We start from the raw sequence: 23,815 nt of genomic DNA on the forward strand, positions 1-23,815 counted from the left end.
TATATTGGGAAAACTCTAAAACCGTGGCCAATTTTAGTTGACCACTACAATATTTATCATTAGATCTGTTTAATAGAGACATTTATAGATAACACAGGCTGAAAGTCCGTTATGGTTGGCCTTTTGTGTGCATGTGTCGTTACATGATCTTAAAGGAAGTTAAAGAGCGAAACTTGGTTGTTTGAGAAGAGCATTGGAACTGCTGAACTATGAACTGAATTAGGTATAAGAAAGGTAAGGTGTGTCTGTAGAGAAAGTTAGGATTTTCAGATGCAAAAAAGCCGCATCAGTGATGCGGCTTTTTTTAATTGGCTCCCCTTGCAAGACTTGAACTTGCGACATACGGATTAACAGTCCGCCGTTCTACCAACTGAACTAAAGGGGAATTGATTGTTTAGTCTCTAATCAAGAGAATGGTGCCGACTACCGGAATCGAACTGGTGACCTACTGATTACAAGTCAGTTGCTCTACCTACTGAGCTAAGTCGGCATCATGAATCAAAAAGCTTATGCTTAATGATTAACTTGGCTCCCCTTGCAAGACTTGAACTTGCGACATACGGATTAACAGTCCGCCGTTCTACCAACTGAACTAAAGGGGAATTATTCTTAAAGCTTTAAAGAAATGGTGCCGACTACCGGAGTCGAACTGGTGACCTACTGATTACAAGTCAGTTGCTCTACCTACTGAGCTAAGTCGGCACATAATATTTCTTTGTGCTTTGCTGTTGTTGTCTAAGACACCAACAAATAAATTATGGTGCCCGGAGGCGGAATCGAACCACCGACACGCGGATTTTCAATCCGCTGCTCTACCGACTGAGCTATCCGGGCAACGAGGTGTATTAAACGTGTTTTCGCGTTCTGGGTCAACACTAAATTGCAAAAAAAGTATTGTTTGATGTTTTTCTATACTTAGTGGGTTGTTTTTGTCCATTTAGGAAGAAAAACCTAGATCTAGCATGCCCTAAAAGATCATGAAACTACGGTTAACTACACTGAATGGATGCCTAAATAAAAAAAGCACGTATGGAAACGTGCGTTTTTATTTAAGAGCTTTTCCGAGAGTTTAGTACCTTACTTCAAATCTATTAACCCAAGCTTCTAATTCGTTGGAAAGAGAGGCGAGAGTTTGGGTGCTGTTATGACTTTCTGTCACGACATTACTCAGTTGGTTACCGCTCTCTTCGATCATATTGATACGCTTCGATATATCATCGCTCACCTGAGTCTGCTCAGCGGCCGCTGTTGCGATTTGATGACTCATTGATGAAATAGACTCTAGTGCGACAACAATCTGTTGTAGTGCTTCAGAGGCGTTTTGAGACTCAGTTACGGTGCTTTCACTAGTCACGGCACAAACTTCCATGGTTTGAATTGCGTTGCGAGATCCTTCTTGAAGGTTATTAATCATTAATTGGATTTCTTTGGTGCTCGATTGTGTTCGGCCTGCAAGGTTACGAACCTCATCTGCTACAACCGCAAATCCACGACCTTGTTCGCCAGCTCGAGCTGCTTCAATGGCTGCATTGAGTGCCAATAGGTTAGTTTGCTCCGCTATATCACCAATAACATCCAATACTTTTGCAATGTTGTTTACATCGTTATCTAGGTTAGCGACAGCTTCGCTGGCTGTGCCTAGTTGGCCCGCTAGGCCTTGAATGTTATCTACTGTGTTGTGAATGAGTTGTTGGGTATGCTGACTCTGTTTGTCGGCCTCATCTGTGTTACGCGCGGTATCGCTAGCTGAATCAGCAACGTTATTGGCTGAAGAGGCCATCTCGGTCATTGCTGTCGCGATCATCTCTGTTGATTGCTGTTGGGTCTCTGTCAGTTGAGCAATTGACCCAGCGCGATCTTCGACGCGCTGCAGTTCGCCCCTTAAGGCCAGCATTGAAGCGTTAAGGTTTGATACTAGCTCTGCCAGTGACTTACTCATTTGTTGTACGGCCTGGTAAATACTGCCGTCAGCTGCCTGAGTTTCGAAAGAGGTTTGAATTCGCCCCTGAGCTACGGCTTGTACTGCTTCTCGTACATCTTTAGGTTCGCCGCCAAGAAGCGCTAGCATGTGTTTAATAGATACAATTAGGCTCGATAGAATAAGACCAGCAATCACCACACAAAGGAATAGCTGCCATTGAGCAGTAGACCAAAAACGAGCGTTAACTTCATTGAATCCGATACCGGTGCCGACAACCCAGCCCCAATGTGGCGTTTTCTCTGCAATAGACAGTTTTTCTTCAATCGTTCCATCTGGCAGTTTTTGTGTCCAGGTGTACTCAATGATCTGGCCGGTACGGTTACCAAGTACTCTTTGGATTAGCTGACCAACACTATTGCCGTCGCCATCTTTAAAGTCGTTAAAGCTGGTTCCGTGTAGTTGAGGATCTAATGGTGTCGCGACAAACGTCATGTTCTCATCGGCTACGTAAACATATTCATTATCTTTATAGATGTTGTTGCGAAGAAGGCGAGTAGCCAGTTTCTTAGCTTGCTCTTCTTCTAGAGTACCATCAATCGCCATCTTCTCGACTTCAGTAAGGATGCTGTATGCACTCTTAAATAGCTCTGTCACACGAGCCTTGTTGTCCATGTTGCTAGCGACTCTCAATGTCCATAAACCAGTAGCCGTCAGTGCTAGCAGGGCGATCAATATGATGCCCGATAATAAGTAAGCTTGCGTTTTTAGTTTCATATTTCCCCGCGTAGCGATTCAATAATTAGTATTAGGTATAATTCATCGAATCTTAATCTAAGTGGTGTAAGGCAGATATTAGAAAGACATCAAAACATGATAGCGATTAAATTTTCGAAGAAAAAAAAGTAACAGAACTCGGTTCTGTTTTTTTTTTGATATGAAGATTAGCGTGTTATGAACTTTGGGATGAGTGGTTCTGTTGGAGTGGGGGACTCTTTATAGAACTTAGAATCTGCTGCTGTAGTAAGAGTACTAGAAGGAGATAACTCAATTTATCGAGACTGATTAAGGGTAGAGCTGATGAGTATATTGAATAGAGTTTGCTTTTGTTCAAACGAAAAAAAGCCAAGTCTTTCGACTTGGCTTTTTTGAATGTGGCTCCCCTTGCAAGACTTGAACTTGCGACATACGGATTAACAGTCCGCCGTTCTACCAACTGAACTAAAGGGGAATTATTTGTGTCAACATCAGGTCTATAAAGACCATTATTTGTTAAGCACCAAATAATGGTGCCTCGAGGCGGAATCGAACCACCGACACGCGGATTTTCAATCCGCTGCTCTACCGACTGAGCTATCGAGGCAAAAGAATGGTGCCGACTACCGGAGTCGAACTGGTGACCTACTGATTACAAGTCAGTTGCTCTACCTACTGAGCTAAGTCGGCACACTAAATTCTTTGCTTAAAGAGTCAAACTCTTCAATTAAAACCTCATATAAAATGAAGTCCTTTAAAAATGGCTCCCCTTGCAAGACTTGAACTTGCGACATACGGATTAACAGTCCGCCGTTCTACCAACTGAACTAAAGGGGAATTACTTGTCTCAACATCAGGTCTATAAAGACCATTATTTGTTAAGTACCAAATAATGGTGCCTCGAGGCGGAATCGAACCACCGACACGCGGATTTTCAATCCGCTGCTCTACCGACTGAGCTATCGAGGCAAAAGAATGGTGCCGACTACCGGAGTCGAACTGGTGACCTACTGATTACAAGTCAGTTGCTCTACCTACTGAGCTAAGTCGGCACACTAAATTCTTTATGCTTTTGTCCGTGCTGTTACTCCCTGTTAAAGAGTGTTGGCACCAACAAATCAAATTGTGGTGCCCGGAGGCGGAATCGAACCACCGACACGAGGATTTTCAATCCTCTGCTCTACCGACTGAGCTATCCGGGCAACGGAGCGCTATTAAACGGATTTTCTGCATAACCGTCAACACCTTTTTTGAAAATAATTAAAAAAAACGTTCGTTAGTTGTTTTTTTATTCAAAAGTGAGGCTTACGTTTTACCTTGATTAAAATCTATCTTGAATTTTGTTACTTTTTCTAAATATCGGCGCGACTCTTTGTTTGGATGTTTCTTAGTGAGTGCCCAGTACGCTTGGCTAGGTTGTAGCGAGTTTAAGTCTCGCATTGCTCGCTTTCTGTCCTTACTAAAGGTGTTGAGTACACCACCAGTACCGCCGTTGTATGCAGAAATCATACTGTACTCAAGCGTTGTTGGGTGCTGCACGTCTTTTAAATAACGATTTTTAAGGATATAAAAGTACGCGGTGCCAGCATCAATATTGTTTTCTGGATTGAATAAATACTCAGGAGTGGGCTCTCCAGGTTTGTTCTTTACTAGTTTAAACACGTCTCGACCTGCAGTTTTTGGTACTACCTGCATAAGACCATAAGCATTCGCCCAGCTCACAGCATATGGGTTAAAACTACTTTCTGTTTTGATGATCGCGTAAATCAAGTCTTCAGGAATGTCATAACGTTGAGACGCTCGTCTAACTATATCGGCGTACTGATAGCGACGTTTACTAGCGTGATCGGCCACCATTGGGATTTCAACGTAGTAAGCTTTTTTAAAATCGACTTCCTTGGTTTTTAGGTTATTGGCGATCAGGTAGTCAGCAAATTGGTTAGCGCGCCATGTCCATTGAATAGGCTTTTTCTCTTGATCTACGACCTGATTGTAGAGGAAAGGTTTCCCTTCTAACTTGATGCTTTTGGAAGAAAATAGGTCGACATTGACTGGGTCGTCCGGCGTCAGAAGTGTCGTGATTATCGCGTTTTTGAGGTGTTTCTTAGGCTCGGTAGAGGAGACTGTTTCTACTGTGATTAGGCCTTGGCTAAAGTTTACTTCTGAACGGCTTAAGTAATTATCAATGTATTTCACATAGTTACTCTTACCTGCCATCTTTATTTCACTGTTGCCCCAACGTTTTTGGATGTTGCCTGAAAAACTATGAATCAAAGCATCCAGTGCATCAGTGTCTTTTTCAAATTGGCCGGGTAGCTCCGCTAAATTACTTACAAATCGGTTGGTTGGTTCGTAGTTAACATCATAAATGCTTTCGACAAATTCACGACTGCACCCAGTTAATAACATGGCTGTTAAGAAGTAACTTAGCTTTTTCATAGTTCCTCATACAAAAATGACATCGCAGCGTTAACCATGATGTCATTAAAATTTGCTTAAATAAATGTCTTATTCGCTTGGTGGAGTGTAGCCATCAATAACGACATCTTTACCTTCGAAAAGGAAGTTAACCATCTCAGTTTCAAGAAGTTTACGATGCTCAGGGTCCATCATGTTTAGCTTCTTCTCATTGATAAGCATGGTTTGCTTGCTTTGCCATTGTCCCCAAGCTTCTTTAGAAATGTTGTCAAAGATACGCTTACCTAAGTCACCTGGGTAAAGTTGAAAATCTAGGCCTTCAGCATCTTTTTGAAGGCGAGCACAAAATACAGTGCGGCTCATAGTGGTTCCTCTTATCGCGTTCGTTGATTCAAACGTCGTCGTTCAGTTCAAAGGGTAGGCTCTCAATAAGCTGCTTTACAGGAGCGGCTAGGCCAATTTCTTCCGGTTTTGATAAGTTATACCAGAGACCTTTAGTCCCTTCCATTATCAAATCTGGTTGTTTATCTAATTTCACTAATACTGGCGTGATATCTAAGTGGTAGTGGCTGAAAGTGTGCCTAAACGCAATCATGGTCTTGATCGAATCGGTTTGAGTGTCTTTGATCGAGCGAAGATCTAGTTGATGTTCGATCTCTGCGTTTTCATTTTGAGGGAAACAAAACAATCCGCCCCAGATACCTGACTGAGGGCGCTGTTCGAGCCACACTTGGTTGTCGTGATACAGAATCACAAACCATGTTTCTTTTACAGGCTTTTCTTTCTTAGGTTTTTTACCTGGGAAGTCGAGCTGTCTATCAAGCTTCTTGGCTTCACACATGCTTTCAATTGGGCAAAGGGTACATTTAGGCTTGCTACGGGTACAAACCATCGCCCCCATGTCCATCATCGCCTGATTGTACTTATCGACATCTTTTTTCGGAGTATGAGCTTCTGCATGTTCCCAAAGTTGGTTTTCAACCTTCTTTTGCCCTGGCCAACCTTCTACTGCAAAACTTCTAGCTAAGGTGCGCTTGACGTTACCATCAAGGATAGCATGAGGGAGTTTATGAACCGAAGACAGCACTGCAGCGGCAGTAGATCGTCCAATACCCGGTAGTGCGTTCATTTCTTCAATAGAAAGCGGAAACTCACCACTATATTGCTCGGTAACAATCTTGGCAGCCTTGTGCAAATTACGAGCTCTTGCGTAGTAACCAAGCCCCGTCCATAAGTGGAGCACCTCATCTTGTTCGGCGTTCGCTAGGTCAATAACCGTTGGAAAGCGTTCCAAAAAGCGTTGGTAGTATGGAATCACTGTTGTTACCTGAGTTTGCTGAAGCATGATTTCAGATAACCAAACTGTGTAGGCGGTTTTATTCTGTTGCCAAGGCAGTTCTTTACGCCCGTAGGCGTCATACCACTTTAATATGGCGGTTGCGAAAGGAGTCACGACATGCTCTATGCTTTGCTATTATTAGAAGCGAAATTGCACCACACTTAACGTTGGATGTAAAACAGACAAATTGTGTGGGAATTTATCCACGGAAAGACTTGCACCGGAGGCAATTCTTTGGATAATCCCCGCTTTGATTAATCAATGTGCAGGCAAAAATCAATGAGTGAAGTGACCACTAACGAATATACTGAAGACGGCAAACTGGTTCGTAAGATCCGTAGTTTTGTTCGCCGCGAAGGCCGCTTAACAAAAGGCCAAGAGAACGCGATGAATGAATGTTGGCCAACAATGGGTATCGACTACAACCCAGAGCTTCTTAACTGGAAAGAAGTATTTGGCAACGATAACCCGGTTGTACTAGAGATTGGCTTCGGTATGGGTGCATCACTGGTTGAAATGGCAAAGAACGCACCTGAGAAAAACTTCTTAGGTATTGAAGTTCATAGCCCGGGTGTTGGTGCGTGTTTAGGTACAGCTCGCGATGCTGGCGTAACTAACCTGCGTGTAATGTGTCACGATGCGGTAGAAGTATTTGAACACATGATTCCAGATAGCAGCCTGCATACACTGCAACTGTTTTTCCCTGACCCATGGCACAAAGCTCGCCACCATAAACGTCGTATCGTTAAGGCTGAGTTTGCAGAGATGGTTCGCGGCAAGCTTCAACTTGATACTGGTATTTTCCACATGGCAACAGACTGGGAAAACTACGCAGAACATATGATTGAAGTGATGAACGTAGCTCCAGGCTTCGAAAACATCGCTGAAGATGGTGATTACATCCCTCGTCCTGATGAGCGCCCGCTAACTAAGTTTGAAGCTCGTGGCCATCGTTTAGGTCATGGTGTTTGGGACATTAAGTTCAAGCGTACTAAGTAACTTCGAATCAAATTAAGTGAAGGGTAATCCGACTTAGGATTTAACCCCTACACTTTATGGGATTGATTAAAGCCAACATTATTGTAATGTTGGCTTTTTTGTCCTTAGGCTTTTATTTCAGTAAAGGCTTAAGGACAGAAAGTAATACCAATCACAGTAAGTAAGTGATCAGAAATAGCGTAGGAAAAAAGCTTGAGAACAAGGCAGCATTTTTCGATAAGTAGTTACTCTACAATCAAAAATTCTAACGCAGTTATCGAGCATTTTAACAAGCTAGAGTGAGCAGTTATTTACTACGATTGGTATATGTTACACCCCTACAAAAATAACAATATAGAAGTAAGCACACATGAAACCAACTCAAGCTATTTTGGCCGAGATTTTAGACGAGGTTCGTCCTTTAATTGGGCAGGGAAAGGTCGCTGATTACATCCCCGCACTGGCTCGCGTATCGAACCAGAAGTTGGCGATCGCGGTATACACCAATGAAGGGGAGGTGATTCAAGCTGGTGATGCAGAAGAAGCTTTTTCTGTGCAATCTATCTCTAAAGCGTTGAGCTTGACGTTAGCGATGGTGCTTTATAAGCCCGAAGAAATTTGGCAGCGAGTGGGCAAGGAGCCTTCTGGACAAGCGTTTAACTCGATGATTCAACTTGAGATGGAGCAAGGCATTCCCCGTAACCCGTTTATCAATGCGGGTGCTATTGTAGTGGCAGACTTATTACACAGTCGTCTATCCGCACCAAGACACCGTTTATTAGAATTTGTGCGTCAGCTATCGGGTGATACTCATATTGTGTATGACAAGATAGTAGCGGCTTCAGAAATGATGCACAGCGATCGTAATGCGGCTATCGCTTACTTGATGCGTTCATTTGGTAACTTTGAGAACGATGTTATTCCTGTGCTTAATAATTACTTTCATGCCTGTGCGCTTAAAATGACCTGTGTTGATTTGGCGAAAACCTTTAGCTATTTAGCCAATAAAGGGGTGTCGGTTCAAACTAAGAAAAAGATCATCACGCCGGTTCAAACTAAGCAGTTGAATGCTTTGCTTGCGACATGTGGTTTATACGATGGGGCGGGGGAGTTTGCGTATCGTGTTGGTATGCCAGGAAAATCGGGTGTGGGTGGCGGCATTATTGCCATCGTTCCGGGTGAGATGACAATTGCTGTTTGGTCTCCTGAGCTGGATCCGTCTGGTAACTCTCTTGCTGGCACTAAGGCGCTAGAGCTGCTGTCGGAGCGTATTGGTCGTTCTATTTTCTAACGATAAGTGTTTCCGGTTTCAATAAAAAAGCCTCTCGTGATGAAAGGCTTTTTGCATTTTAGTGTTCGACTATTCGTCTTCTTCTGCCATAAAGGCTTCTAGCAAGTCGTTGAGGAATAGCTTTCCTTTTTCAGTGATCTGCCAGTGAGTGTCGGTTTCGTTCAAGTAACCTAGCTCTTTTGCCCACTCAATCGTTGAATGAACAGCGTCAAAATCAAGCCCAGTCGTATCAATGAAATCTTGTTTTGGACACGCTTCTATTAGCCTGAAGCGGTTCATAAAGAATTCAAAAGGGCGGTCTTCATTTGGCACTTCAAATTCATTGGATAGGTAAGGCTTCACCATATTCTGGTAAGCCGCTAAATAGCCTCTAGGGTGCTTAACCTTTGTGGTGCGAACAATGCGTCCATCAGAAAAACTTAGCTTGCCATGAGAGCCACAGCCAATACCTAAGTAGTCACCAAAGCGCCAATAGTTGAGGTTGTGCTGACATTGGTATCCTGGCTTGCTGTAGCCTGAAATTTCATACTGTACATAACCTGCATCTGAGAGCTTTTTATGGCCTAAGTCGAAGATATCCCAAAGGTCATCGTCGTCAGGCAGCTTTGGCGTTTTATAATAGAACATGGTGTTAGGTTCTATTGTGAGTTGATACCAAGATAAGTGTGGTGGATCGAGTTCGATCGCTTTGTCTAGATCCGCCAAGGCCTGATCAATGCTTTGATCGGGTAAGCCGTGCATGAGATCTAAGTTGAAACTATTTAATCCGATTTTATGCGCTAAATGAGCGGCATTTACCGCTTCATCTTGACCATGAATACGGCCAAGCCTTTCGAGCTTCTCTTGCTCAAAGCTTTGCACACCCACCGAGATTCGACTCACCCCAGCCTTTTGGTAACCAGCGAACCGCTCAGCTTCAATGGTTCCCGGGTTGGCTTCCATGGTGATTTCTATTTCAGGTTTGAACGGGATACGTTGTTCAATACCTTGCAGTAATCGACCGATTCCCTCTGGAGAGAATAGGCTCGGCGTACCACCACCAATAAAGATCGAATGCAATGGGCGAGGTGCGCCATTGAGTCGGTATTTTTCGATATCAGTATCGAGATCCTCAAGTAGCGCATCGATGTACTCTTTTTCAGGAATCTCGGTTTTCAGAGCGTGTGAGTTGAAATCACAATACGGACACTTTTGTACACACCATGGGATGTGGACATAGAGGCTAAGTGCTGGTGGTATTAGCGCTGTATTATGCATTACAGAGCTTGCTCCTTGAGTGCTTTGAATAGTGACGTCAGGGCTTTACCACGGTGTGATAGTTGCTTTTTACGTGTTGATTCAAGTTCAGCTGATGCGCAGTTATCTTCAGGTACAAAGAATACCGGATCGTAGCCAAAGCCATTCTCACCGTGTTCTTCAGTCAGAATACGACCTTCCCATTTTCCGTGGCATACCAGTGGTGTCGGATCGTTTTCGTGACGCATTAGTACCAACACACAGTGGAAACGCGCAGTACGCTTTTCAGTTTCGACACCTTGCATCGCGTTTAGCAATTTTTTGATGTTCTGCTTATCGGTTGCCCCTTCACCTGAGTAACGCGCTGAGTAGATACCTGGCGCACCATTTAAGTAATCAACCTCTAAACCTGAGTCGTCAGCAATGGCTGGCAGCCCCGTTTCTTTCGCTGCATGGCGAGCTTTGATGATGGCATTTTCAATGAAAGTCGTTCCTGTTTCAGCGACTTCTGAAACGTTAAATTCACTTTGCGCGACAACGTCAAAACCAAACTCAGACAGAATATCTGCCATCTCGCGAACTTTACCTTGGTTGCCTGTTGCTAAAACAATCTTACTCATGGGAATGTAGCTCTAATAAGTTAATAAATGAAAAGTAAGGTTTGAGCTTACTCTTCTATATAGAATTTCTGTGTGAAACGCAGTGGACCAGTGCCTTTTAGGCCTGCGTTAACATCGATGTCGAAGGTGATGTTTTCTTCGTGAGTTACGGGGAACTCAGCAAGGTAATAAATCGCATCGCCTTCTTTGATTTCGCGAAACTTCAAAGTACGGGTGTTTCCAACGAGGTTCTTCGCTGTTCCGGTAATTTTAGCCGTTGTCGCAGGCTTGCCTAGGGAAGCCTTATCTAACACGCTGATGTTCAGAATTGCTGAGTAGCCAGTTCGCTTAAGCTTATATTGCTTAGCGAGCTTCGCCGTTATAAATGTCGAGTTAAAAGCCGAGTAGTGAACCTCGACATCCTTAATATTCTTAAACTGTCCTGCCGAGCTTGGTAGGGCAATCAGAGCGGTGAGTAGTGCTGTTATCCATAGACGCATAATGACTCCAATAAATAGCAAAAAGCCATCATAGGATGGCTTTGACTTCAGTTGGGATTTGGCTTGGCGAGCATATTCGAACTTGCTTGTGCCTACCGAGCTCTCCCTTTTCTATCTTAACTTGCCCTTTTGCGACCTTAAACTGTTTCGCAAGGTATTTCGCTAAATGGGCATTGGCTTTGCCATCAACCGGTGGTGCAGTAATGGCAATTTTCAGTTCCTCACCGTGCAAGCCGACAATTTTGTCTCGGCTTGCTTTGGGTTGGATATAGAGCCTAAGAAGAATATCGTCTTCCTCGGCCCAAACCGCTTTTGGCATCGTCAAAGTACCTGATGTTCGTACTTGAATTATAGCTGATACCAAATAGGACCAATCATGTCGCCCATTAGGAAGTTCGCAAATTGCAGAACAATGAACAGAACCAGTACGCTTAGGTCGAAACCACCCATGTCCGGAAGGATACGGCGGATAGGCACTAGCATTGGTTCAGTCAGTTGATGGAACACGTACTCGATTGGGCTACGACCTTGGCTAACCCAGCTTAGGATTGCACGGATAAGTAGAACCCAGAAGATCAAGCCACCAGCCGCTTTGAGCAGAGATAGAGCGCCAAAGATAAGGAAGCTAATATCAAATACAGCCGCGCCGCCAGAGATAATCAGGTTTAGAGCAACGAACTTAAGTACACACAGCACATAAGCGAAAACAACCGTCGCCAGATCAAGGCTGCCGATTGATGGAATAACTCGGCGCAGTGGAGCAACAACCGGTTGTGTCGCTTTTACGATGAATTGTGAGAATGGATTGTAGAAATCTGCACGTGATGCTTGTAGCCAGATACGCAAGATCACAACCATGATGTAAAGATCAAAAACGGTCGAGATCAGAAAGCTCATCGAGTTCATATTGTTTCCTTTTTCGGATTTACTTGCCGCTTAGGTATAGCCTGAGCGACACAATGCTTTTTTTACAGTAATGAGTATTAAAACAGTTTTTCCATCTCTTCAGCTCTAGCTACCGCCGCTTGCATCGCTTTGGCTACGATATCTGATAGTTGGTGTTCGTTAAATGTGCGTAGTGCTTCTGCGGTGGTCCCGCCTTTTGAAGTAACCTGTTCGCGCAATGTTGATAACTCAATATCTGGATTCATGACCACCATCTCTGCCGCGCCTAATGCTGACTGCTGCACTAGCTTTCGAGCGGTTTCTCGGTCGAAACCTTGGTTGATTGCCTCTGCTTGCATTGCTTCCATAAACAAAAAGAAGTAAGCAGGAGCACTACCCGCCGCCGCAATGATGTTGTTGATGCCAGACTCTTGCTCAACCCAACTCACTTCACCTACGGCTTGCATTAGCTGAGAAGCGAAGTCTTTATCGCCTTGGCTGACCGTTGAATCAGCATAAAGGCCGCTCATCCCCTTACCAAGTAGTGATGGCGTGTTTGGCATCACACGCACAAGGTTCAGTTTGCAGTTTAACATCTCATTGAGCCGATTCGCATTAATACCGGCGGCAATTGAGACAACCAGTTTGTTGCTAAAATCGATATCTTGTAAGGGTTTACATACATCAGCCATCATTTGTGGCTTCACTGATAACACCACAACATCTGCTTGCTCTGCTGCGGCAATGTTGTCGCTGGTGGTATTGATTCCGTATTTTTGCTCTAACGGTAATCTTCTGGTGTCTGAAGGCGCTGTCGCAGTAATCTTTTGCGCTGGGTAACCACTCGCCACTAAGCCCGCTACAATTGAGCGAACCATGTTTCCTGCCCCAATAAAGGCAATGTTCTTATGTTCCATATATAAAATCCTGAGCTTGTCGCTGCGCGGATAAGGCGAAGCGGTATCAATACTTGTACTTGTCGTTGGTTACTTACTACGGTTATTTCGTGTAATCACGAGCGCCGAAAATAGCCGTTCCAATACGAACCATGGTGCTACCAGCCTCAACTGCTGCGTCCATATCACCACTCATCCCCATCGAAAGGGTATCAATGCCTGAATACTTCGCGGCTAGCTTGCCTTTAAGCTCTGCCAGTTGAGAAAATGCATTAAGCTGAGATTGATAGTCAGATACGTTTGCAGGAATCGACATCAATCCTCTTAAAGTGAGGTTGGGTAGCGATGAAATCAACTCTGCGAGTGAAAAAACTGTCTGTTCTGACGTTCCAGACTTGGACTCTTCACCACTGGTATTTACTTGAATCAAAACTTGCAAGGGTGGAAGTTCGCTTGGTCGTTGGTCATTAAGCCTTTGTGCGATCTTATCGCGATCTACGGAATGCACCCACTGGAAGCTTTCCGCGATTGGGCGGGTTTTATTGGACTGAATTGGGCCAATAAAATGCCACTCCAAATTTAAGTTAGAATGATGTTCTGAAAAGTGTTTTACTTTATCAACACCTTCTTGGACATAGTTTTCACCAAAGGCAATTTGGCCTCCAAGTGCGGCTTCTAGAACCGCATCAATAGGTTTAGTTTTGCTGACGGCTAAAAGTTGCACGGACTCTGGATCTCGTCCGCACTTTTGTTCAGCACTACGAATCTGTGAGGTGATTTGTTTGATATTTTGTTGAATACTACTCATAGCTGACTTTACTTAAGGGAAAATAAATGGATATCACCGAGTTACTAGATTTTAGTGTAAAGCATAACGCATCAGATCTACATCTTTCTGCGGGTGTATCTCCAATGGTACGTATAGATGGTGAAGTAAGAAAGCTTGGAGTGCCCGCTTTGAGTCATGCAGATGTGCATCGTTTAGTTTTTGAGATCATGAACGATTCACAGCGCGGTGAGTTTGAAGAGAAACTCGAAGTCGACTTCTCTTTTGAATTACCCAATGTTGGTCGTTTCCGTGTGAATGCTTTTAATCAAGCTCGTGGTTGCTCAGCTGTGTTTCGATCTATCCCTGTAGAGATCCCAACTTTAGAGCAGTTAGGCGCGCCTGAAATCTTTGAAAAGATTGCTAACTACGAAAAAGGTTTAGTGCTGGTCACTGGCCCAACTGGTTCTGGTAAATCGACGACGCTTGCGGCGATGGTTGATTATGTTAACCGTAACCATAACAAGCACATCCTGACGATCGAAGACCCGATTGAATTCGTTCATACCAACAATAAATGCCTCGTTAACCAGCGAGAAGTTCATCGTGATACCCACAGCTTTAAAGCGGCGCTACGCAGTGCATTGCGCGAAGACCCTGACGTTATCCTTGTGGGTGAACTTCGTGACCAAGAGACGATCAGTTTAGCGCTAACGGCCGCAGAAACAGGCCATCTAGTTTTTGGTACGCTGCACACAAGCTCTGCTGCTAAAACCATAGATCGTATTATTGATGTGTTCCCCGGCAGCGACAAATCTATGGTTCGTTCAATGCTCTCCGAATCACTACGCTCGGTGATTGCTCAAAAATTGTTAAAGCGTGTAGGCGGTGGTCGTGTGGCTTGTCATGAAATTATGATGGCGACACCTGCAATTAGAAACTTGATTCGTGAAGACAAAGTTGCACAGATGTACTCGATTATTCAAACTGGCGCAGCACATGGTATGCAAACCATGGAGCAGAATGCGAAGCAGCTTATGGCCCAAGGTTTAGTTGATTCAGAAGAAGTCGAGAAGAAGATTGAAATCGAAACCTCGCGGTTTTAAGTCAGGATGAATCATATGGAGTTGAATCAAATTCTTGAAGGCATGCTTTCACAGAAAGCGTCGGATCTTTACATCACCGTGGACGCACCAGTTTTGTTTCGTGTTGATGGTGAACTGCGGCCTCAGGGAGAAAAGCTGAATACGGCTCAGGTCTCTCAATTGCTTGATGCGATGATGGAGCAAGATCGACGCGATGAATACCAACAAACACGCGAGGCTAATTTTGCGATTGTGCGTGATATTGGCCGTTTTCGTGTGAGTGCTTTCTTCCAACGAGAGCTTCCTGGTGCGGTAATTAGACGCATCGAGACTAACATTCCAACCTTTGAACAATTAAAGCTTCCTGATGTGCTACAAGACCTTTCAATAGCGAAACGCGGACTTGTGCTAGTGGTTGGAGCGACGGGGTCTGGTAAATCAACTTCAATGGCTGCGATGACAGGGTACCGGAATGCTAACCGTTCTGGTCATATTTTGACGATTGAAGATCCGATTGAATTCGTGCATGAACATAGAAAGTGCATTGTTACTCAGCGTGAGGTCGGACTCGACACTGAGAGTTATGAAGTCGCGCTTAAGAACTCCCTGCGCCAAGCTCCCGACATGATCTTGATTGGTGAGATCCGTAGCCGTGAAACCATGGAGTACGCGATGACTTTTGCTGAGACTGGTCACCTGTGTATGGCAACTCTGCATGCAAATAATGCTAATCAAGCACTAGAACGTATTCTGCATTTGGTTCCCAAAGAGCAAAAAGAGCAATTCTTGTTTGATCTGTCGATGAACTTACGTGGTGTGGTGGCACAGCAATTAATTCGAGACAAGAATGCCAATGGTCGTCATGGGGTGTTCGAGGTTCTTTTGAACAGCCCGCGAGTGTCGGACCTGATTCGTCGTGGTGAGTTGCATGAACTCAAATCGACAATGGCTAAATCGAAGGAGATTGGGATGCAGACCTTTGACCAAGCTTTGTATGATTTAGTCGTTGCGGGCAAAATCAGCGAAGAAGATGCGTTTCATAGTGCCGACTCTGCTAATGATCTGCGCTTAATGTTGAAAACCAAGCGAGGTGATAATGACAATGGCATAGGAGCCCTCAGCAGTGTGAAAATCGATATGGGTTAATTGGTGCCGCTGATTTTTATAAGAGAGGATAAATAGCTCCCCCACAACAAGCTGTGGGGGGAAGGTTTAACCTTTATGAGAAGCTGAAATTATCATTCGCGTCATCACGCTCTTTTCTTATTTAATTTTTAGTTGGATAACCGTCGCCAGTTTCGCCAGCGTCCATTGAGTTACATACTATTATCGTTAGAACTGCGCAGGGTGTTAGATAAGTTTTATATGATCTATCACTAACCTAATAATGAATCGCATCAACATTACGTCGCTATATGATTACAAGGTTAGAATAGAGTGTAATCATTGCTCGCTTAATGCTGAGTTAAAAATATTGTGCTTCAAACCAGCTCTCTAGAATGACAACAGCAGATTGGTTATCCACATTTCCTTTGCTTAATGCTTTATAACCGCCCATATCAAAAAGCTCGGATCTGGCTTCAGCTGTAGACAGTCTTTCATCATGAAGTTCGACATCAATACCAAAGCGCCCTTTGAGGCGATTAGCAAACTTCTTTGCTCTTGGAGTAATGGTTGCTAGATCTTTGCCGTGTAAATCCGTTGGCAAACCGACGATAATCAGATTAGGTTGCCATTCTTTGATTTGCTTCTCGATATCATCCCAATTCGGAATACCATCTTTAGCCTTGAAGGCTGTTAAGGGACTTGCGGTACCAGTAATCTCTTGGCCGATTGCACTACCGATACTTTTTGTACCGTAATCAAATGCCATAATTGTCCGTGACATAAAAGTTCCAGAATTAAATAGTTGGGTTTGTATTGATTGTTATGAGTTGGTTTTAGGCGTGTCCTGAATCAGCCGATAATTGCGCAACATTAATGCCTAACATCTGCACTGCAACTTTCCAACGATCTGCAATGGGGGTATCGAAGATAACTTTCGGGTCGGCTTCAACGGTTAACCAAGAGTTTTCGGTTAGTTCTATTTCTAGCTGCCCTGGTTCCCAACCTGCATAGCCTAATGCGACCAAGTAATGCACTGGCTCGTCTCCAGTTCCGAGCACGGTAAGGATATCTTTAGAGGTCGTGACAGAGATTTGATCAGTCATGTTGATGCTAGATTGATAGTTGCCTTTTGGCCTATGTAAAATGAAACCTCTATCTTCAGCTACCGGTCCTCCGTTTAACACTGGCTTATCTAAGCTAGCTTGATTGGATTTTGGGTTTATGGAGTCGATCTCGACTTGATCCAGCATTTTTCCAACCGTGATATCAATAGGGGCATTGATCATTAACCCCATTGCACCTTCATCGTTGTGTTCACAAAGGTAAATTACAGAGTTTTGAAAGTAAGGGTCTTTCATTCCTGGCATAGCAACCAGAAAGTGATTGGTTAAATTCATAAAGCCTCCTGCCCTTGAGAAAAGAGCGGCTTATGCCGCTCATTACATTGGTTTAGCTAAGAACGATTCAGCTTAGATCATTTAAACTAAGCCAATCGACTGGAAGCTATTCTGCTTTAACGCGACGTTCGATCGCGTCCATCAGTTTACCTGTTACTGAAATATCAAAAGCGGCTTCGATTTCACGAATACAAGTCGGGCTGGTTACGTTAATTTCAGTCAGTTTGTCACCGATCACATCAAGGCCAACAAAGATTAAGCCTTTTTCTTTCAGTGTTGGAGCCACTGTTTTTGCTATTTCCCAGTCAGTATCACTCAGTGGTCTAGCCACACCAGTACCACCGGCCGCTAGGTTACCTCGTGTTTCCCCTTCCGCTGGAATACGAGCTAAGCAGTAAGGCATAGGCTCACCATCAACCACAAGAATACGCTTATCACCATTACTGATGTCTGGAACAAAAGTTTGTGCCATTGCGTAATTTTGACCGTGGTTGGTCAATGTTTCAATGATTACCGATACATTTGGATCGCCTTTCTTCACTCGGAAGATAGATGCGCCACCCATACCATCCAGTGGTTTAAGGATCACATCACCGTGCTTCTCGCGGAATTCTTTAATCTTTTCAGCTTTACGAGTCACGATGGTGGTCGGTGTTAGTTCAGGGAACCAAGCTGTGAACAATTTCTCGTTACAGTCACGAAGGCTTTGCGGTTTGTTTACGATCAGTACGCCGTTCTCTTCAGCACGTTCAAGAATGTAAGTCGCGTAGATGTACTCAGTATCAAACGGAGGATCTTTACGCATCAGTACGGCATCTAATTCAGATAGCGCGATAGTCTGCTCTGACTTGAACTCATACCAACCGTTTGGATCTTCTTTTAGTTCTACAACCTTTGTGTCAGCAATGGCTACGCCCTGATCTAAGTGTAGATCATCCATTTCCATGTAATGGATTTCGTAACCACGACGCTGAGCTTCAAGCATCATGGCAAAGCTAGAGTCTTTTTTGATGTTAATGGATGAAATTGGATCCATTACGATGCCAAGTTTGATCATTTTTTTCTCCTAGCCTAGATCGCCAAAACGGACTTGTAAGGCAGTAATTGCGGTTAGAGCTGCTGTCTCGGTACGAAGTACACGTGGGCCGAGTAGCGTCTCTTCAAATTTGTATTGTTCTGTCATGCCGATTTCTTCAGTCGACAAGCCACCTTCAGGACCAATCAATAGGCGTACCTTGCTGATAGGTTCTGGAAGGGTGTTAATTGAGTACTTTGCACGAGGGTGCAGGTTTAGCTTTAGTGCTTCGCTTGGTTCGCTGCACCACTTTTCAAGCTGCATAATTGGACGAATGACAGGAACCGTATTGCGGCCACATTGTTCACACGCCGCGATAGCAATTTTTTGCCACTGTGCGAGTTTTTTCTCGAAGCGTTTGGTATCAAGCTTAACGCCACAGCGTTCTGAAATTAGAGGGGTAATGGTGTTCACACCAAGCTCAACCGATTTCTGAATAGTGAACTCCATTTTATCACCGCGTGAAATCACTTGGCCTAAATGTAAGTCTAACGGAGATTCACTGCTACGCTCGATTCGTTCAGTAACATGAACCGTGACATTCTTCTTGGATACTTCAATAATTGTTGCAGGGAACTCAGCGCCACTGCCGTCAAATAGAAGGACTTCTTGGCCTTCTTTCATGCGAAGGACACGACCAACATGACCCGCGGCATCTTCGCCTAAAGCGAGCGAGCCTAACTGATGAATGCGTTCTGGGTGATGGATACGAGGGACTCTCATGCTGGTAAACCTATAAATATGATTATTTGGGTATTTTTATCTATGCCTAACATGGATGCTTTTAATCGAAAAAACAAGGGTAGAACAAGAGTTTCAAGGGCAATGCTGAAACTCTTGCTTGGTAGAGATAGCTATGCGAGTGGTGTTATTTGCAAGCTGGGTAAACAAATGGGTTGTGATTACCTTGGACGGCGTAGATTCGTTCATCACGAGTACATTCCCACTGATCGACAGGAAATTGTTTATTCCACGCCATCATCAGGTTGGTTTGCTGTTTAGATAGCTTGAAACCATACTCTTGACTCATGTAAAGGTAAGTACGTGCGATAGAGCCTTTTGCTCTGTCCGGCGGCATAACTTTACGCTGTTTAAAGTTGACCTGCATTTCGCACTGGCCATAGCTCACGCCATCCATTCCATTCCACTGACTGAAATTGTAATTGGATCGATCACCATTAACCTCGCCAATCGTGGGCGTTAGGTTATGAAGATCAGCTTCCATGGATTTAAATATTTTATCATTTCGCGTACAGTTTTTGCGTCCGCCATCTTGCCAGCACTGACGCTGGTGGCCAAATTGCCAAGCTGGAACCACGTGTTCCCACTCAATTCGACTTGCTCGCTTTTGCTGTTTTCGGACTTGGTAGCCACAACCATTAAGGTCTGGAATACCTTTCTTCTTGTCTTTCCAAGTAATATCACAACCACAATAAAACGAAGTCGGATGATCGAGATAAATCTTCACCGCTTCTTTTTTGGCTTTGTAGAATGAGCTTGGTGGGGCAGCGAAAACGCTTTGGGTTACCAGTAGGCCAAATACTATCGATAAGTAAAAAGATACAGGTAGGCCAAATGCTTTTAAGATGATTTTTTGCATAGAGAAAGACTGATAAAAGTATGATAAATATCAGTCTATCACTCAAATATTAGATCTCTCTATTAGATTTATCCGAACGAGTGAATCAATCGGTTATTAGCTTAGTTGAGTGCCTGTAAAAACTAAGGTTTGTTGGCATAGTTGGCATCGGTAGGTCGATTGATTTCGAAGGACTTTGTTATGTCGTCTAATTGATAGTGGGTAAACGGTGCAGTCGCAGCGGTATTCAAAGGTTTTTCCTTGAACTGAAGAGATTTCAAAGCTATGAGTCGTTCTGGCTGGCACGTTGAATACCTTTTCCATAACGTATTTCCACTCGTTTCCATGAGGCCTAACGCGTCCGAAGACCTGATGCGTGATCAAGTGTGCTAGTTCATGAGGAACAACCTCGTTGATAAAGGCGTCTTCGTTTTCGCTAAATAGCACGTGGTTGAGCTTAATTTCATTTAACTGAAGGTAGGCCTTTCCTGCCGATTTACCTCTTAATTTATAAGTGATAGTTGGGTATGGAAACTCACGAGAGAAATGTTGATTAGCAATAGCGAGACACTCCGCCAGTTTCTTATTTGCGCGATGTTGTTGTGGGGTGTAAGACAAACGTTGTTAACTCCAAATAAAAGACCTCAGCGTTAAGCTAAGGCCTCATAATAACATTGCTTGTTAATCTAGCGATGCTTTACACGTGATGTTTTTTCTTGATGATCTCGTGATAAGCATGCCATGTACCATAACCAAGTAGCGGCATGGTGACGATCATACCGATGCCGTAGGTTGCAAAGCCCACCAGAATACCGGAACAAATAATACTCGCCCACACAACCATTGCTGGGATGTTTGCTTTCACTGCGTTGAAGCTAGTGAAAATGGCGCTCATTACATCAACGCGTCGCTCCATCATTAATGGAATTGAAAACGCTGAAATACTGAATATTAGGCTAGCGATGATTAGCCCAATTAAAGAGCCTGTAATCAAGAATGGAGCGAATTCAGTTAGTGGAGCCCCTTGAACAGAAGGATATAACGTGTGCAATAACGCCGCGATTCGCATCCAGAAAATCATCGCTACCATCAATACAATCGCAAAGGCCCATTGATGGGTTGAGTTTCGTGTGATGGCTTTCATTGAGTGCAGTAGGCTAGCGTTGTGTCCTTTTTCTCTTTCCCAGCTGGCGTCATACAGGCCTAGAGCAAGAAAAGGCCCTATTAACATATAGACTATTAAGCTCGGCATAACGACTAGGTGTGTTCCTTGCCATTGGACAAGTTGGACTATGGCGATGGCTGCTGCCATAAAACACAAGCCGTAAAATGCGCTTATTAATGGCATTTTCACGAAGTCGTGTAGAGCTAGTGACAACCAATGAAAGGGTGCTGAAATGCTAACTTGGTTACAAGGAATGGTTCGAGCGTAATCCTGATCGCTGACCTTATCTTTTTTATTGTTCAGTTCCGATGGGTGCACGGTACGAGGCATAATTCCCCCTAGTTAAATAACGTCCTAGTTATAATTCCATAAGGCTCAGTGGTGTGGTTTACATTAGCGTTATGGTGTCGAGCTCAATCGCTCGTTATCGTCCTAGTTTTTGCTCTCACATTCATTTAACTAATGATATTAGACTAAATACATTAGGGTTAAACGTGAGCTTGATCGTCTAGGAGTTACCTTAACTATTGTCAGTAGTGCTAGAAAATACAAATTATCAGCGGCTTTTTATACTAAGTGGTTAACGGTAAAGAAGGGCGTTAGAGAAGGGAATGGCGAGTGAAAGTTCGGTAAGTACATAAAAATAAAGCCCTTACTAAGAAGTAAGGGCCTTAAAGAAACAAATCGCAGCGGCCAAATTATTTTAGGCCAGCGAAGTCCGCAAGGATTGCTGCTTTGTCTGTCGCTTCCCAAGGGAATTCTTCACGACCGAAGTGGCCGTATGCAGCAGTCTGCTTGTAGATAGGTTGAAGAAGGTTCAGCATTTCTTGAAGACCGTATGGGCGTAGATCGAAGTTTTGACGAACGGCTTCAATGATGATCTCGTGCGCTACTTTTTCAGTACCGAACGTTTCAACCATGATAGATGTAGGATCAGCAACACCGATAGCGTAAGACAGTTGAATCTCACAACGGTCAGCCATACCTGCAGCAACGATGTTTTTCGCAACGTAACGCGCTGCGTAAGCTGCAGAACGGTCAACTTTTGATGGATCTTTACCAGAGAATGCACCGCCACCGTGACGCGCTGCGCCGCCGTAGGTATCAACAATGATCTTACGACCAGTTAGACCACAGTCACCCATTGGCCCACCGATTACGAAACGGCCTGTTGGATTAATGAAGAAGTTAGTGTCTTTATTAATCCACTCTGAAGGCAATACTGGCTTGATGATCTCTTCCATTACCGCTTCACGTAGGTCAGGTGTTGTGACTGAATCACAGTGCTGAGTTGAAAGAACAACTGCATCGATACCCACGATCTTACCTTGGTCGTACTGGAATGTTACTTGAGACTTCGCATCTGGGCGAAGGAAGTTAAGCTTGCCACTCTTACGTACTTCAGCTTGCTTTTTAACAAGAAGGTGAGAGTAAGTAATTGGAGCTGGCATTAGGATTGGTGTTTCGTTAGTCGCGTAACCAAACATGATACCTTGGTCGCCTGCGCCTTGCTCTTTCGGGTCTGTTTTATCAACACCTTGGTTGATGTCTGGAGACTGCTTACCAATTGTGTTTAGAACGGCACAAGAGTCAGCGTCAAAGCCCATATCAGAATGAACGTAACCAATTTCACGTACTGTTTCACGAGTGATTTCTTCAATATCAACCCATGCAGACGTTGTTACTTCACCGCCAACCATCACCATGCCGGTTTTTACGTAAGTCTCACAAGCAACACGTGCTTTTGGATCTTGTTCCAAGATGGCATCAAGAACAGCATCAGAGATTTGGTCTGCAATTTTATCTGGATGGCCTTCTGAAACAGATTCAGAAGTGAATAGGTGCTTAGCCATGAGAGCTCCACTTTTAGTTTTAGTTGCAAATAGTGTTTTAGTTGCAAATAGATTAAATGCAAATAATTTTAGGCGTCGCAAGTTAAGGAAGCGCCGCCATTAAATACAGTATATTTTGTAGGTGTTTCTACTTCTAGACGGCCATTCTAAATTCCAATGGTCGAATTACAAGCTCTTTTTTATGATATGACATAACTAAACGTTTGCGTGCCGGGTGATATAAGCCATTACCAAGTGATATAAATGGGTAAAAATTGCGAAAAATGATGGTTAAAAGGACAGTAAATCGTTTGCAGTCGCTATAGTCGTTTGAGAGAATACCCGCGCTAATAAAAATGAAATTTTTAGCATTAACTTTTTTTAAATCGCTTATGTACTCAGGAGCAGACATGCCTTCTCGTAAAGTTCTAGCCAATGCAATCCGTGCGCTTAGCATGGACGGTGTTCAACAAGCAAACTCTGGTCACCCAGGCGCACCTATGGGTATGGCTGACATCGCTGAAGTTCTTTGGCGTGGCCACTTGAACCACAACCCAGCAAACCCAGAGTGGGCTGACCGCGACCGTTTTATCTTGTCTAACGGCCATGGTTCAATGTTGATTTATTCTCTGCTTCACCTTGCAGGTTACGAGCTTTCAATTGAAGACCTGAAAAACTTCCGTCAACTGCACTCTAAGACTCCAGGTCACCCAGAGTACGGTTACGCTCCTGGTATCGAGACGACTACTGGTCCTTTAGGTCAAGGCATCACTAACGCTGTTGGTATGGCAATGGCTGAGAAAGCGCTTGCGGCACAATTCAACAAAGAAGGCCACGATATCGTAGACCACTACACTTATGCATTCATGGGTGATGGTTGCCTGATGGAAGGTATCTCTCACGAAGCCTGTTCTCTAGCAGGTACGCTTGGTCTTGGTAAGCTAGTTGCTTTCTGGGATGACAACGGCATCTCTATCGATGGTGAAGTTGAGG

The 23,815-nt window shown here is 44.0% G+C and carries 24 protein-coding genes, 12 tRNA genes and 1 pseudogene; 5 read left to right on the forward strand and 32 right to left on the reverse strand.

What is annotated here, in order from left to right; genetic code table 11:
• Positions 1-309 precede the first annotated feature (309 nt).
• The 16 genes from WR49_RS19975 to mutY form a co-directional block, all read right to left on the reverse strand.
• Positions 310-385, reverse strand: a tRNA-Asn gene (locus WR49_RS19975).
• A 29-nt stretch (positions 386-414) separates the two neighbouring features.
• A tRNA-Thr gene (locus tag WR49_RS19980) sits at positions 415-490 on the reverse strand.
• A 36-nt stretch (positions 491-526) separates the two neighbouring features.
• A tRNA-Asn gene (locus tag WR49_RS19985) sits at positions 527-602 on the reverse strand.
• A 24-nt stretch (positions 603-626) separates the two neighbouring features.
• Positions 627-702, reverse strand: a tRNA-Thr gene (locus WR49_RS19990).
• A gap of 56 nt (positions 703-758) precedes the next feature.
• Positions 759-834: transfer RNA gene (locus WR49_RS19995), tRNA-Phe, on the reverse strand.
• A 235-nt stretch (positions 835-1,069) separates the two neighbouring features.
• Complete coding sequence (locus WR49_RS20000) at positions 1,070-2,695, reverse strand: methyl-accepting chemotaxis protein (protein ID WP_046225182.1); 1,626 nt, start codon at positions 2,693-2,695, stop codon at positions 1,070-1,072.
• A gap of 378 nt (positions 2,696-3,073) precedes the next feature.
• Positions 3,074-3,149, reverse strand: a tRNA-Asn gene (locus WR49_RS20005).
• A 56-nt stretch (positions 3,150-3,205) separates the two neighbouring features.
• Positions 3,206-3,281 (reverse strand) — tRNA-Phe (locus WR49_RS20010).
• A 7-nt stretch (positions 3,282-3,288) separates the two neighbouring features.
• A tRNA-Thr gene (locus WR49_RS20015) sits at positions 3,289-3,364 on the reverse strand.
• Between the two features lie 71 nt (positions 3,365-3,435).
• Positions 3,436-3,511, reverse strand: a tRNA-Asn gene (locus tag WR49_RS20020).
• A gap of 56 nt (positions 3,512-3,567) precedes the next feature.
• Positions 3,568-3,643 (reverse strand) — tRNA-Phe (locus tag WR49_RS20025).
• A gap of 7 nt (positions 3,644-3,650) precedes the next feature.
• Positions 3,651-3,726: transfer RNA gene (locus WR49_RS20030), tRNA-Thr, on the reverse strand.
• Between the two features lie 74 nt (positions 3,727-3,800).
• Positions 3,801-3,876, reverse strand: a tRNA-Phe gene (locus WR49_RS20035).
• Positions 3,877-3,979: 103 nt separating this feature from the next.
• Positions 3,980-5,113: a membrane-bound lytic murein transglycosylase MltC gene (gene mltC / locus WR49_RS20040; protein ID WP_046225183.1), complete on the reverse strand. Its 1,134-nt coding sequence runs from the start codon at positions 5,111-5,113 to the stop codon at positions 3,980-3,982.
• A gap of 69 nt (positions 5,114-5,182) precedes the next feature.
• Positions 5,183-5,455, reverse strand: a complete 273-nt coding sequence (locus tag WR49_RS20045) for an oxidative damage protection protein (protein ID WP_004735465.1) — start codon at positions 5,453-5,455, stop codon at positions 5,183-5,185.
• Positions 5,456-5,483: 28 nt separating this feature from the next.
• Positions 5,484-6,545 carry an A/G-specific adenine glycosylase gene (gene mutY, locus WR49_RS20050; protein ID WP_046225184.1) on the reverse strand — a complete coding sequence of 354 codons (1,062 nt, stop codon included), beginning with the start codon at positions 6,543-6,545 and terminating at the stop codon, positions 5,484-5,486.
• Between the two features lie 165 nt (positions 6,546-6,710).
• Here mutY and trmB point away from each other — a divergent pair, with 165 nt between their 5' ends.
• Positions 6,711-7,430, forward strand: a complete 720-nt coding sequence (trmB, locus tag WR49_RS20055; protein ID WP_004735468.1) for a tRNA (guanosine(46)-N7)-methyltransferase TrmB — start codon at positions 6,711-6,713, stop codon at positions 7,428-7,430.
• A gap of 349 nt (positions 7,431-7,779) precedes the next feature.
• Positions 7,780-8,700 carry a glutaminase B gene (gene glsB / locus WR49_RS20060; protein ID WP_017056514.1) on the forward strand — a complete coding sequence of 307 codons (921 nt, stop codon included), beginning with the start codon at positions 7,780-7,782 and terminating at the stop codon, positions 8,698-8,700.
• Positions 8,701-8,769: 69 nt separating this feature from the next.
• Here the strand turns inward: glsB and hemW are convergent, their stop codons facing one another.
• The 7 genes from hemW to WR49_RS20095 all read right to left on the reverse strand — a co-directional run bounded on the left by hemW (position 8,770) and on the right by WR49_RS20095 (position 13,624).
• On the reverse strand, positions 8,770-9,957 hold the full coding sequence (gene hemW / locus WR49_RS20065) for a radical SAM family heme chaperone HemW (protein WP_046225185.1): 1,188 nt from the start codon (positions 9,955-9,957) through the stop codon (positions 8,770-8,772).
• Entirely contained in the window at positions 9,957-10,556 is a 600-nt protein-coding gene (locus WR49_RS20070; protein ID WP_017056516.1) for an XTP/dITP diphosphatase, read from the reverse strand. Before WR49_RS20070 ends, hemW begins: the two co-directional genes overlap by 1 nt.
• A gap of 47 nt (positions 10,557-10,603) precedes the next feature.
• A complete protein-coding gene (locus WR49_RS20075; protein ID WP_046225186.1) occupies positions 10,604-11,035 on the reverse strand; it encodes a DUF4426 domain-containing protein in 432 nt (143 codons plus the stop codon).
• A 28-nt stretch (positions 11,036-11,063) separates the two neighbouring features.
• On the reverse strand, positions 11,064-11,354 hold the full coding sequence (gene yggU / locus WR49_RS20080) for a DUF167 family protein YggU (protein ID WP_017056518.1): 291 nt from the start codon (positions 11,352-11,354) through the stop codon (positions 11,064-11,066).
• Positions 11,355-11,383: 29 nt separating this feature from the next.
• Positions 11,384-11,941 (reverse strand): YggT family protein, encoded by a 558-nt coding sequence (locus WR49_RS20085; protein ID WP_017067798.1) that lies wholly within the window; start codon positions 11,939-11,941, stop codon positions 11,384-11,386.
• Positions 11,942-12,018: 77 nt separating this feature from the next.
• The gene (proC, locus tag WR49_RS20090) at positions 12,019-12,837 is read right to left on the reverse strand and encodes a pyrroline-5-carboxylate reductase (protein WP_046225187.1); all 819 of its coding nucleotides are present in this window, start codon (positions 12,835-12,837) and stop codon (positions 12,019-12,021) included.
• An 82-nt stretch (positions 12,838-12,919) separates the two neighbouring features.
• Entirely contained in the window at positions 12,920-13,624 is a 705-nt protein-coding gene (locus WR49_RS20095) for a YggS family pyridoxal phosphate-dependent enzyme (RefSeq protein ID WP_017056521.1), read from the reverse strand.
• 26 nt (positions 13,625-13,650) lie between these two features.
• Between WR49_RS20095 and WR49_RS20100 the strand changes: the two genes are divergently transcribed.
• Positions 13,651-14,688 carry a type IV pilus twitching motility protein PilT gene (locus tag WR49_RS20100; RefSeq protein WP_017056522.1) on the forward strand — a complete coding sequence of 346 codons (1,038 nt, stop codon included), beginning with the start codon at positions 13,651-13,653 and terminating at the stop codon, positions 14,686-14,688.
• A 15-nt stretch (positions 14,689-14,703) separates the two neighbouring features.
• On the forward strand, positions 14,704-15,813 hold the full coding sequence (locus WR49_RS20105) for a PilT/PilU family type 4a pilus ATPase (RefSeq protein ID WP_046225188.1): 1,110 nt from the start codon (positions 14,704-14,706) through the stop codon (positions 15,811-15,813).
• A 319-nt stretch (positions 15,814-16,132) separates the two neighbouring features.
• Here WR49_RS20105 and ruvX read toward each other — a convergent pair whose 3' ends face one another.
• The 9 genes from ruvX to WR49_RS20150 form a co-directional block, all read right to left on the reverse strand.
• Positions 16,133-16,555, reverse strand: a complete 423-nt coding sequence (gene ruvX, locus WR49_RS20110; RefSeq protein WP_029626997.1) for a Holliday junction resolvase RuvX — start codon at positions 16,553-16,555, stop codon at positions 16,133-16,135.
• Positions 16,556-16,607: 52 nt separating this feature from the next.
• Entirely contained in the window at positions 16,608-17,171 is a 564-nt protein-coding gene (locus WR49_RS20115) for a YqgE/AlgH family protein (protein ID WP_017056525.1), read from the reverse strand.
• 106 nt (positions 17,172-17,277) lie between these two features.
• Positions 17,278-18,228 carry a glutathione synthase gene (gene gshB, locus WR49_RS20120; protein ID WP_046225189.1) on the reverse strand — a complete coding sequence of 317 codons (951 nt, stop codon included), beginning with the start codon at positions 18,226-18,228 and terminating at the stop codon, positions 17,278-17,280.
• Between the two features lie 9 nt (positions 18,229-18,237).
• Positions 18,238-18,969 (reverse strand): 16S rRNA (uracil(1498)-N(3))-methyltransferase, encoded by a 732-nt coding sequence (gene rsmE, locus WR49_RS20125; protein WP_046225190.1) that lies wholly within the window; start codon positions 18,967-18,969, stop codon positions 18,238-18,240.
• A gap of 145 nt (positions 18,970-19,114) precedes the next feature.
• Positions 19,115-19,846 (reverse strand): endonuclease, encoded by a 732-nt coding sequence (locus WR49_RS20130; RefSeq protein WP_046225191.1) that lies wholly within the window; start codon positions 19,844-19,846, stop codon positions 19,115-19,117.
• A gap of 96 nt (positions 19,847-19,942) precedes the next feature.
• Complete coding sequence (locus WR49_RS20135) at positions 19,943-20,443, reverse strand: SprT family zinc-dependent metalloprotease (RefSeq protein WP_046225192.1); 501 nt, start codon at positions 20,441-20,443, stop codon at positions 19,943-19,945.
• A gap of 79 nt (positions 20,444-20,522) precedes the next feature.
• Positions 20,523-21,320: a DUF2189 domain-containing protein gene (locus WR49_RS20140; RefSeq protein WP_046225193.1), complete on the reverse strand. Its 798-nt coding sequence runs from the start codon at positions 21,318-21,320 to the stop codon at positions 20,523-20,525.
• A gap of 368 nt (positions 21,321-21,688) precedes the next feature.
• A complete protein-coding gene (gene metK, locus WR49_RS20145; protein WP_017056531.1) occupies positions 21,689-22,843 on the reverse strand; it encodes a methionine adenosyltransferase in 1,155 nt (384 codons plus the stop codon).
• 133 nt (positions 22,844-22,976) lie between these two features.
• Positions 22,977-23,234 (reverse strand): hypothetical protein, encoded by a 258-nt coding sequence (locus tag WR49_RS20150; protein ID WP_046225194.1) that lies wholly within the window; start codon positions 23,232-23,234, stop codon positions 22,977-22,979.
• On the opposite strand from WR49_RS20150, the pseudogene WR49_RS20155 reads away from it, so the two are divergent.
• A pseudogene (locus tag WR49_RS20155) lies at positions 23,233-23,815 on the forward strand (transketolase); the annotation flags it as partial. The gene WR49_RS20150 and the pseudogene WR49_RS20155 sit on opposite strands and share 2 nt — an antisense overlap.

It is taken from the genome of Vibrio sp. ECSMB14106 (assembly GCF_000972265.1).
Lineage (GTDB): Bacteria > Pseudomonadota > Gammaproteobacteria > Enterobacterales > Vibrionaceae > Vibrio > Vibrio kanaloae.

What these genes read in the sequence shown, in the direction of transcription:
- metK (WP_017056531.1), bottom strand. Translation starts at nt 22,843, where the DNA reads ATGGCTAAGCACCTATTCACTTCTGAATCTGTTTCAGAAGGCCATCCA.
- WR49_RS20000 (WP_046225182.1), bottom strand. Translation starts at nt 2,695, where the DNA reads ATGAAACTAAAAACGCAAGCTTACTTATTATCGGGCATCATATTGATC.
- hemW (WP_046225185.1), bottom strand. Translation starts at nt 9,957, where the DNA reads ATGCATAATACAGCGCTAATACCACCAGCACTTAGCCTCTATGTCCAC.
- WR49_RS20150 (WP_046225194.1), bottom strand. Translation starts at nt 23,234, where the DNA reads ATGTCTGCTCCTGAGTACATAAGCGATTTAAAAAAAGTTAATGCTAAA.
- WR49_RS20045 (WP_004735465.1), bottom strand. Translation starts at nt 5,455, where the DNA reads ATGAGCCGCACTGTATTTTGTGCTCGCCTTCAAAAAGATGCTGAAGGC.
- trmB (WP_004735468.1), top strand. Translation starts at nt 6,711, where the DNA reads ATGAGTGAAGTGACCACTAACGAATATACTGAAGACGGCAAACTGGTT.
- WR49_RS20100 (WP_017056522.1), top strand. Translation starts at nt 13,651, where the DNA reads ATGGATATCACCGAGTTACTAGATTTTAGTGTAAAGCATAACGCATCA.
- mltC (WP_046225183.1), bottom strand. Translation starts at nt 5,113, where the DNA reads ATGAAAAAGCTAAGTTACTTCTTAACAGCCATGTTATTAACTGGGTGC.
- WR49_RS20140 (WP_046225193.1), bottom strand. Translation starts at nt 21,320, where the DNA reads ATGCCTCGTACCGTGCACCCATCGGAACTGAACAATAAAAAAGATAAG.
- glsB (WP_017056514.1), top strand. Translation starts at nt 7,780, where the DNA reads ATGAAACCAACTCAAGCTATTTTGGCCGAGATTTTAGACGAGGTTCGT.
- yggU (WP_017056518.1), bottom strand. Translation starts at nt 11,354, where the DNA reads ATGCCAAAAGCGGTTTGGGCCGAGGAAGACGATATTCTTCTTAGGCTC.
- WR49_RS20115 (WP_017056525.1), bottom strand. Translation starts at nt 17,171, where the DNA reads ATGAATTTAACCAATCACTTTCTGGTTGCTATGCCAGGAATGAAAGAC.
- WR49_RS20105 (WP_046225188.1), top strand. Translation starts at nt 14,704, where the DNA reads ATGGAGTTGAATCAAATTCTTGAAGGCATGCTTTCACAGAAAGCGTCG.
- WR49_RS20070 (WP_017056516.1), bottom strand. Translation starts at nt 10,556, where the DNA reads ATGAGTAAGATTGTTTTAGCAACAGGCAACCAAGGTAAAGTTCGCGAG.
- proC (WP_046225187.1), bottom strand. Translation starts at nt 12,837, where the DNA reads ATGGAACATAAGAACATTGCCTTTATTGGGGCAGGAAACATGGTTCGC.
- ruvX (WP_029626997.1), bottom strand. Translation starts at nt 16,555, where the DNA reads ATGTCACGGACAATTATGGCATTTGATTACGGTACAAAAAGTATCGGT.
- gshB (WP_046225189.1), bottom strand. Translation starts at nt 18,228, where the DNA reads ATGATCAAACTTGGCATCGTAATGGATCCAATTTCATCCATTAACATC.
- WR49_RS20085 (WP_017067798.1), bottom strand. Translation starts at nt 11,941, where the DNA reads ATGAACTCGATGAGCTTTCTGATCTCGACCGTTTTTGATCTTTACATC.
- WR49_RS20095 (WP_017056521.1), bottom strand. Translation starts at nt 13,624, where the DNA reads ATGAGTAGTATTCAACAAAATATCAAACAAATCACCTCACAGATTCGT.
- WR49_RS20075 (WP_046225186.1), bottom strand. Translation starts at nt 11,035, where the DNA reads ATGCGTCTATGGATAACAGCACTACTCACCGCTCTGATTGCCCTACCA.
- rsmE (WP_046225190.1), bottom strand. Translation starts at nt 18,969, where the DNA reads ATGAGAGTCCCTCGTATCCATCACCCAGAACGCATTCATCAGTTAGGC.
- WR49_RS20130 (WP_046225191.1), bottom strand. Translation starts at nt 19,846, where the DNA reads ATGCAAAAAATCATCTTAAAAGCATTTGGCCTACCTGTATCTTTTTAC.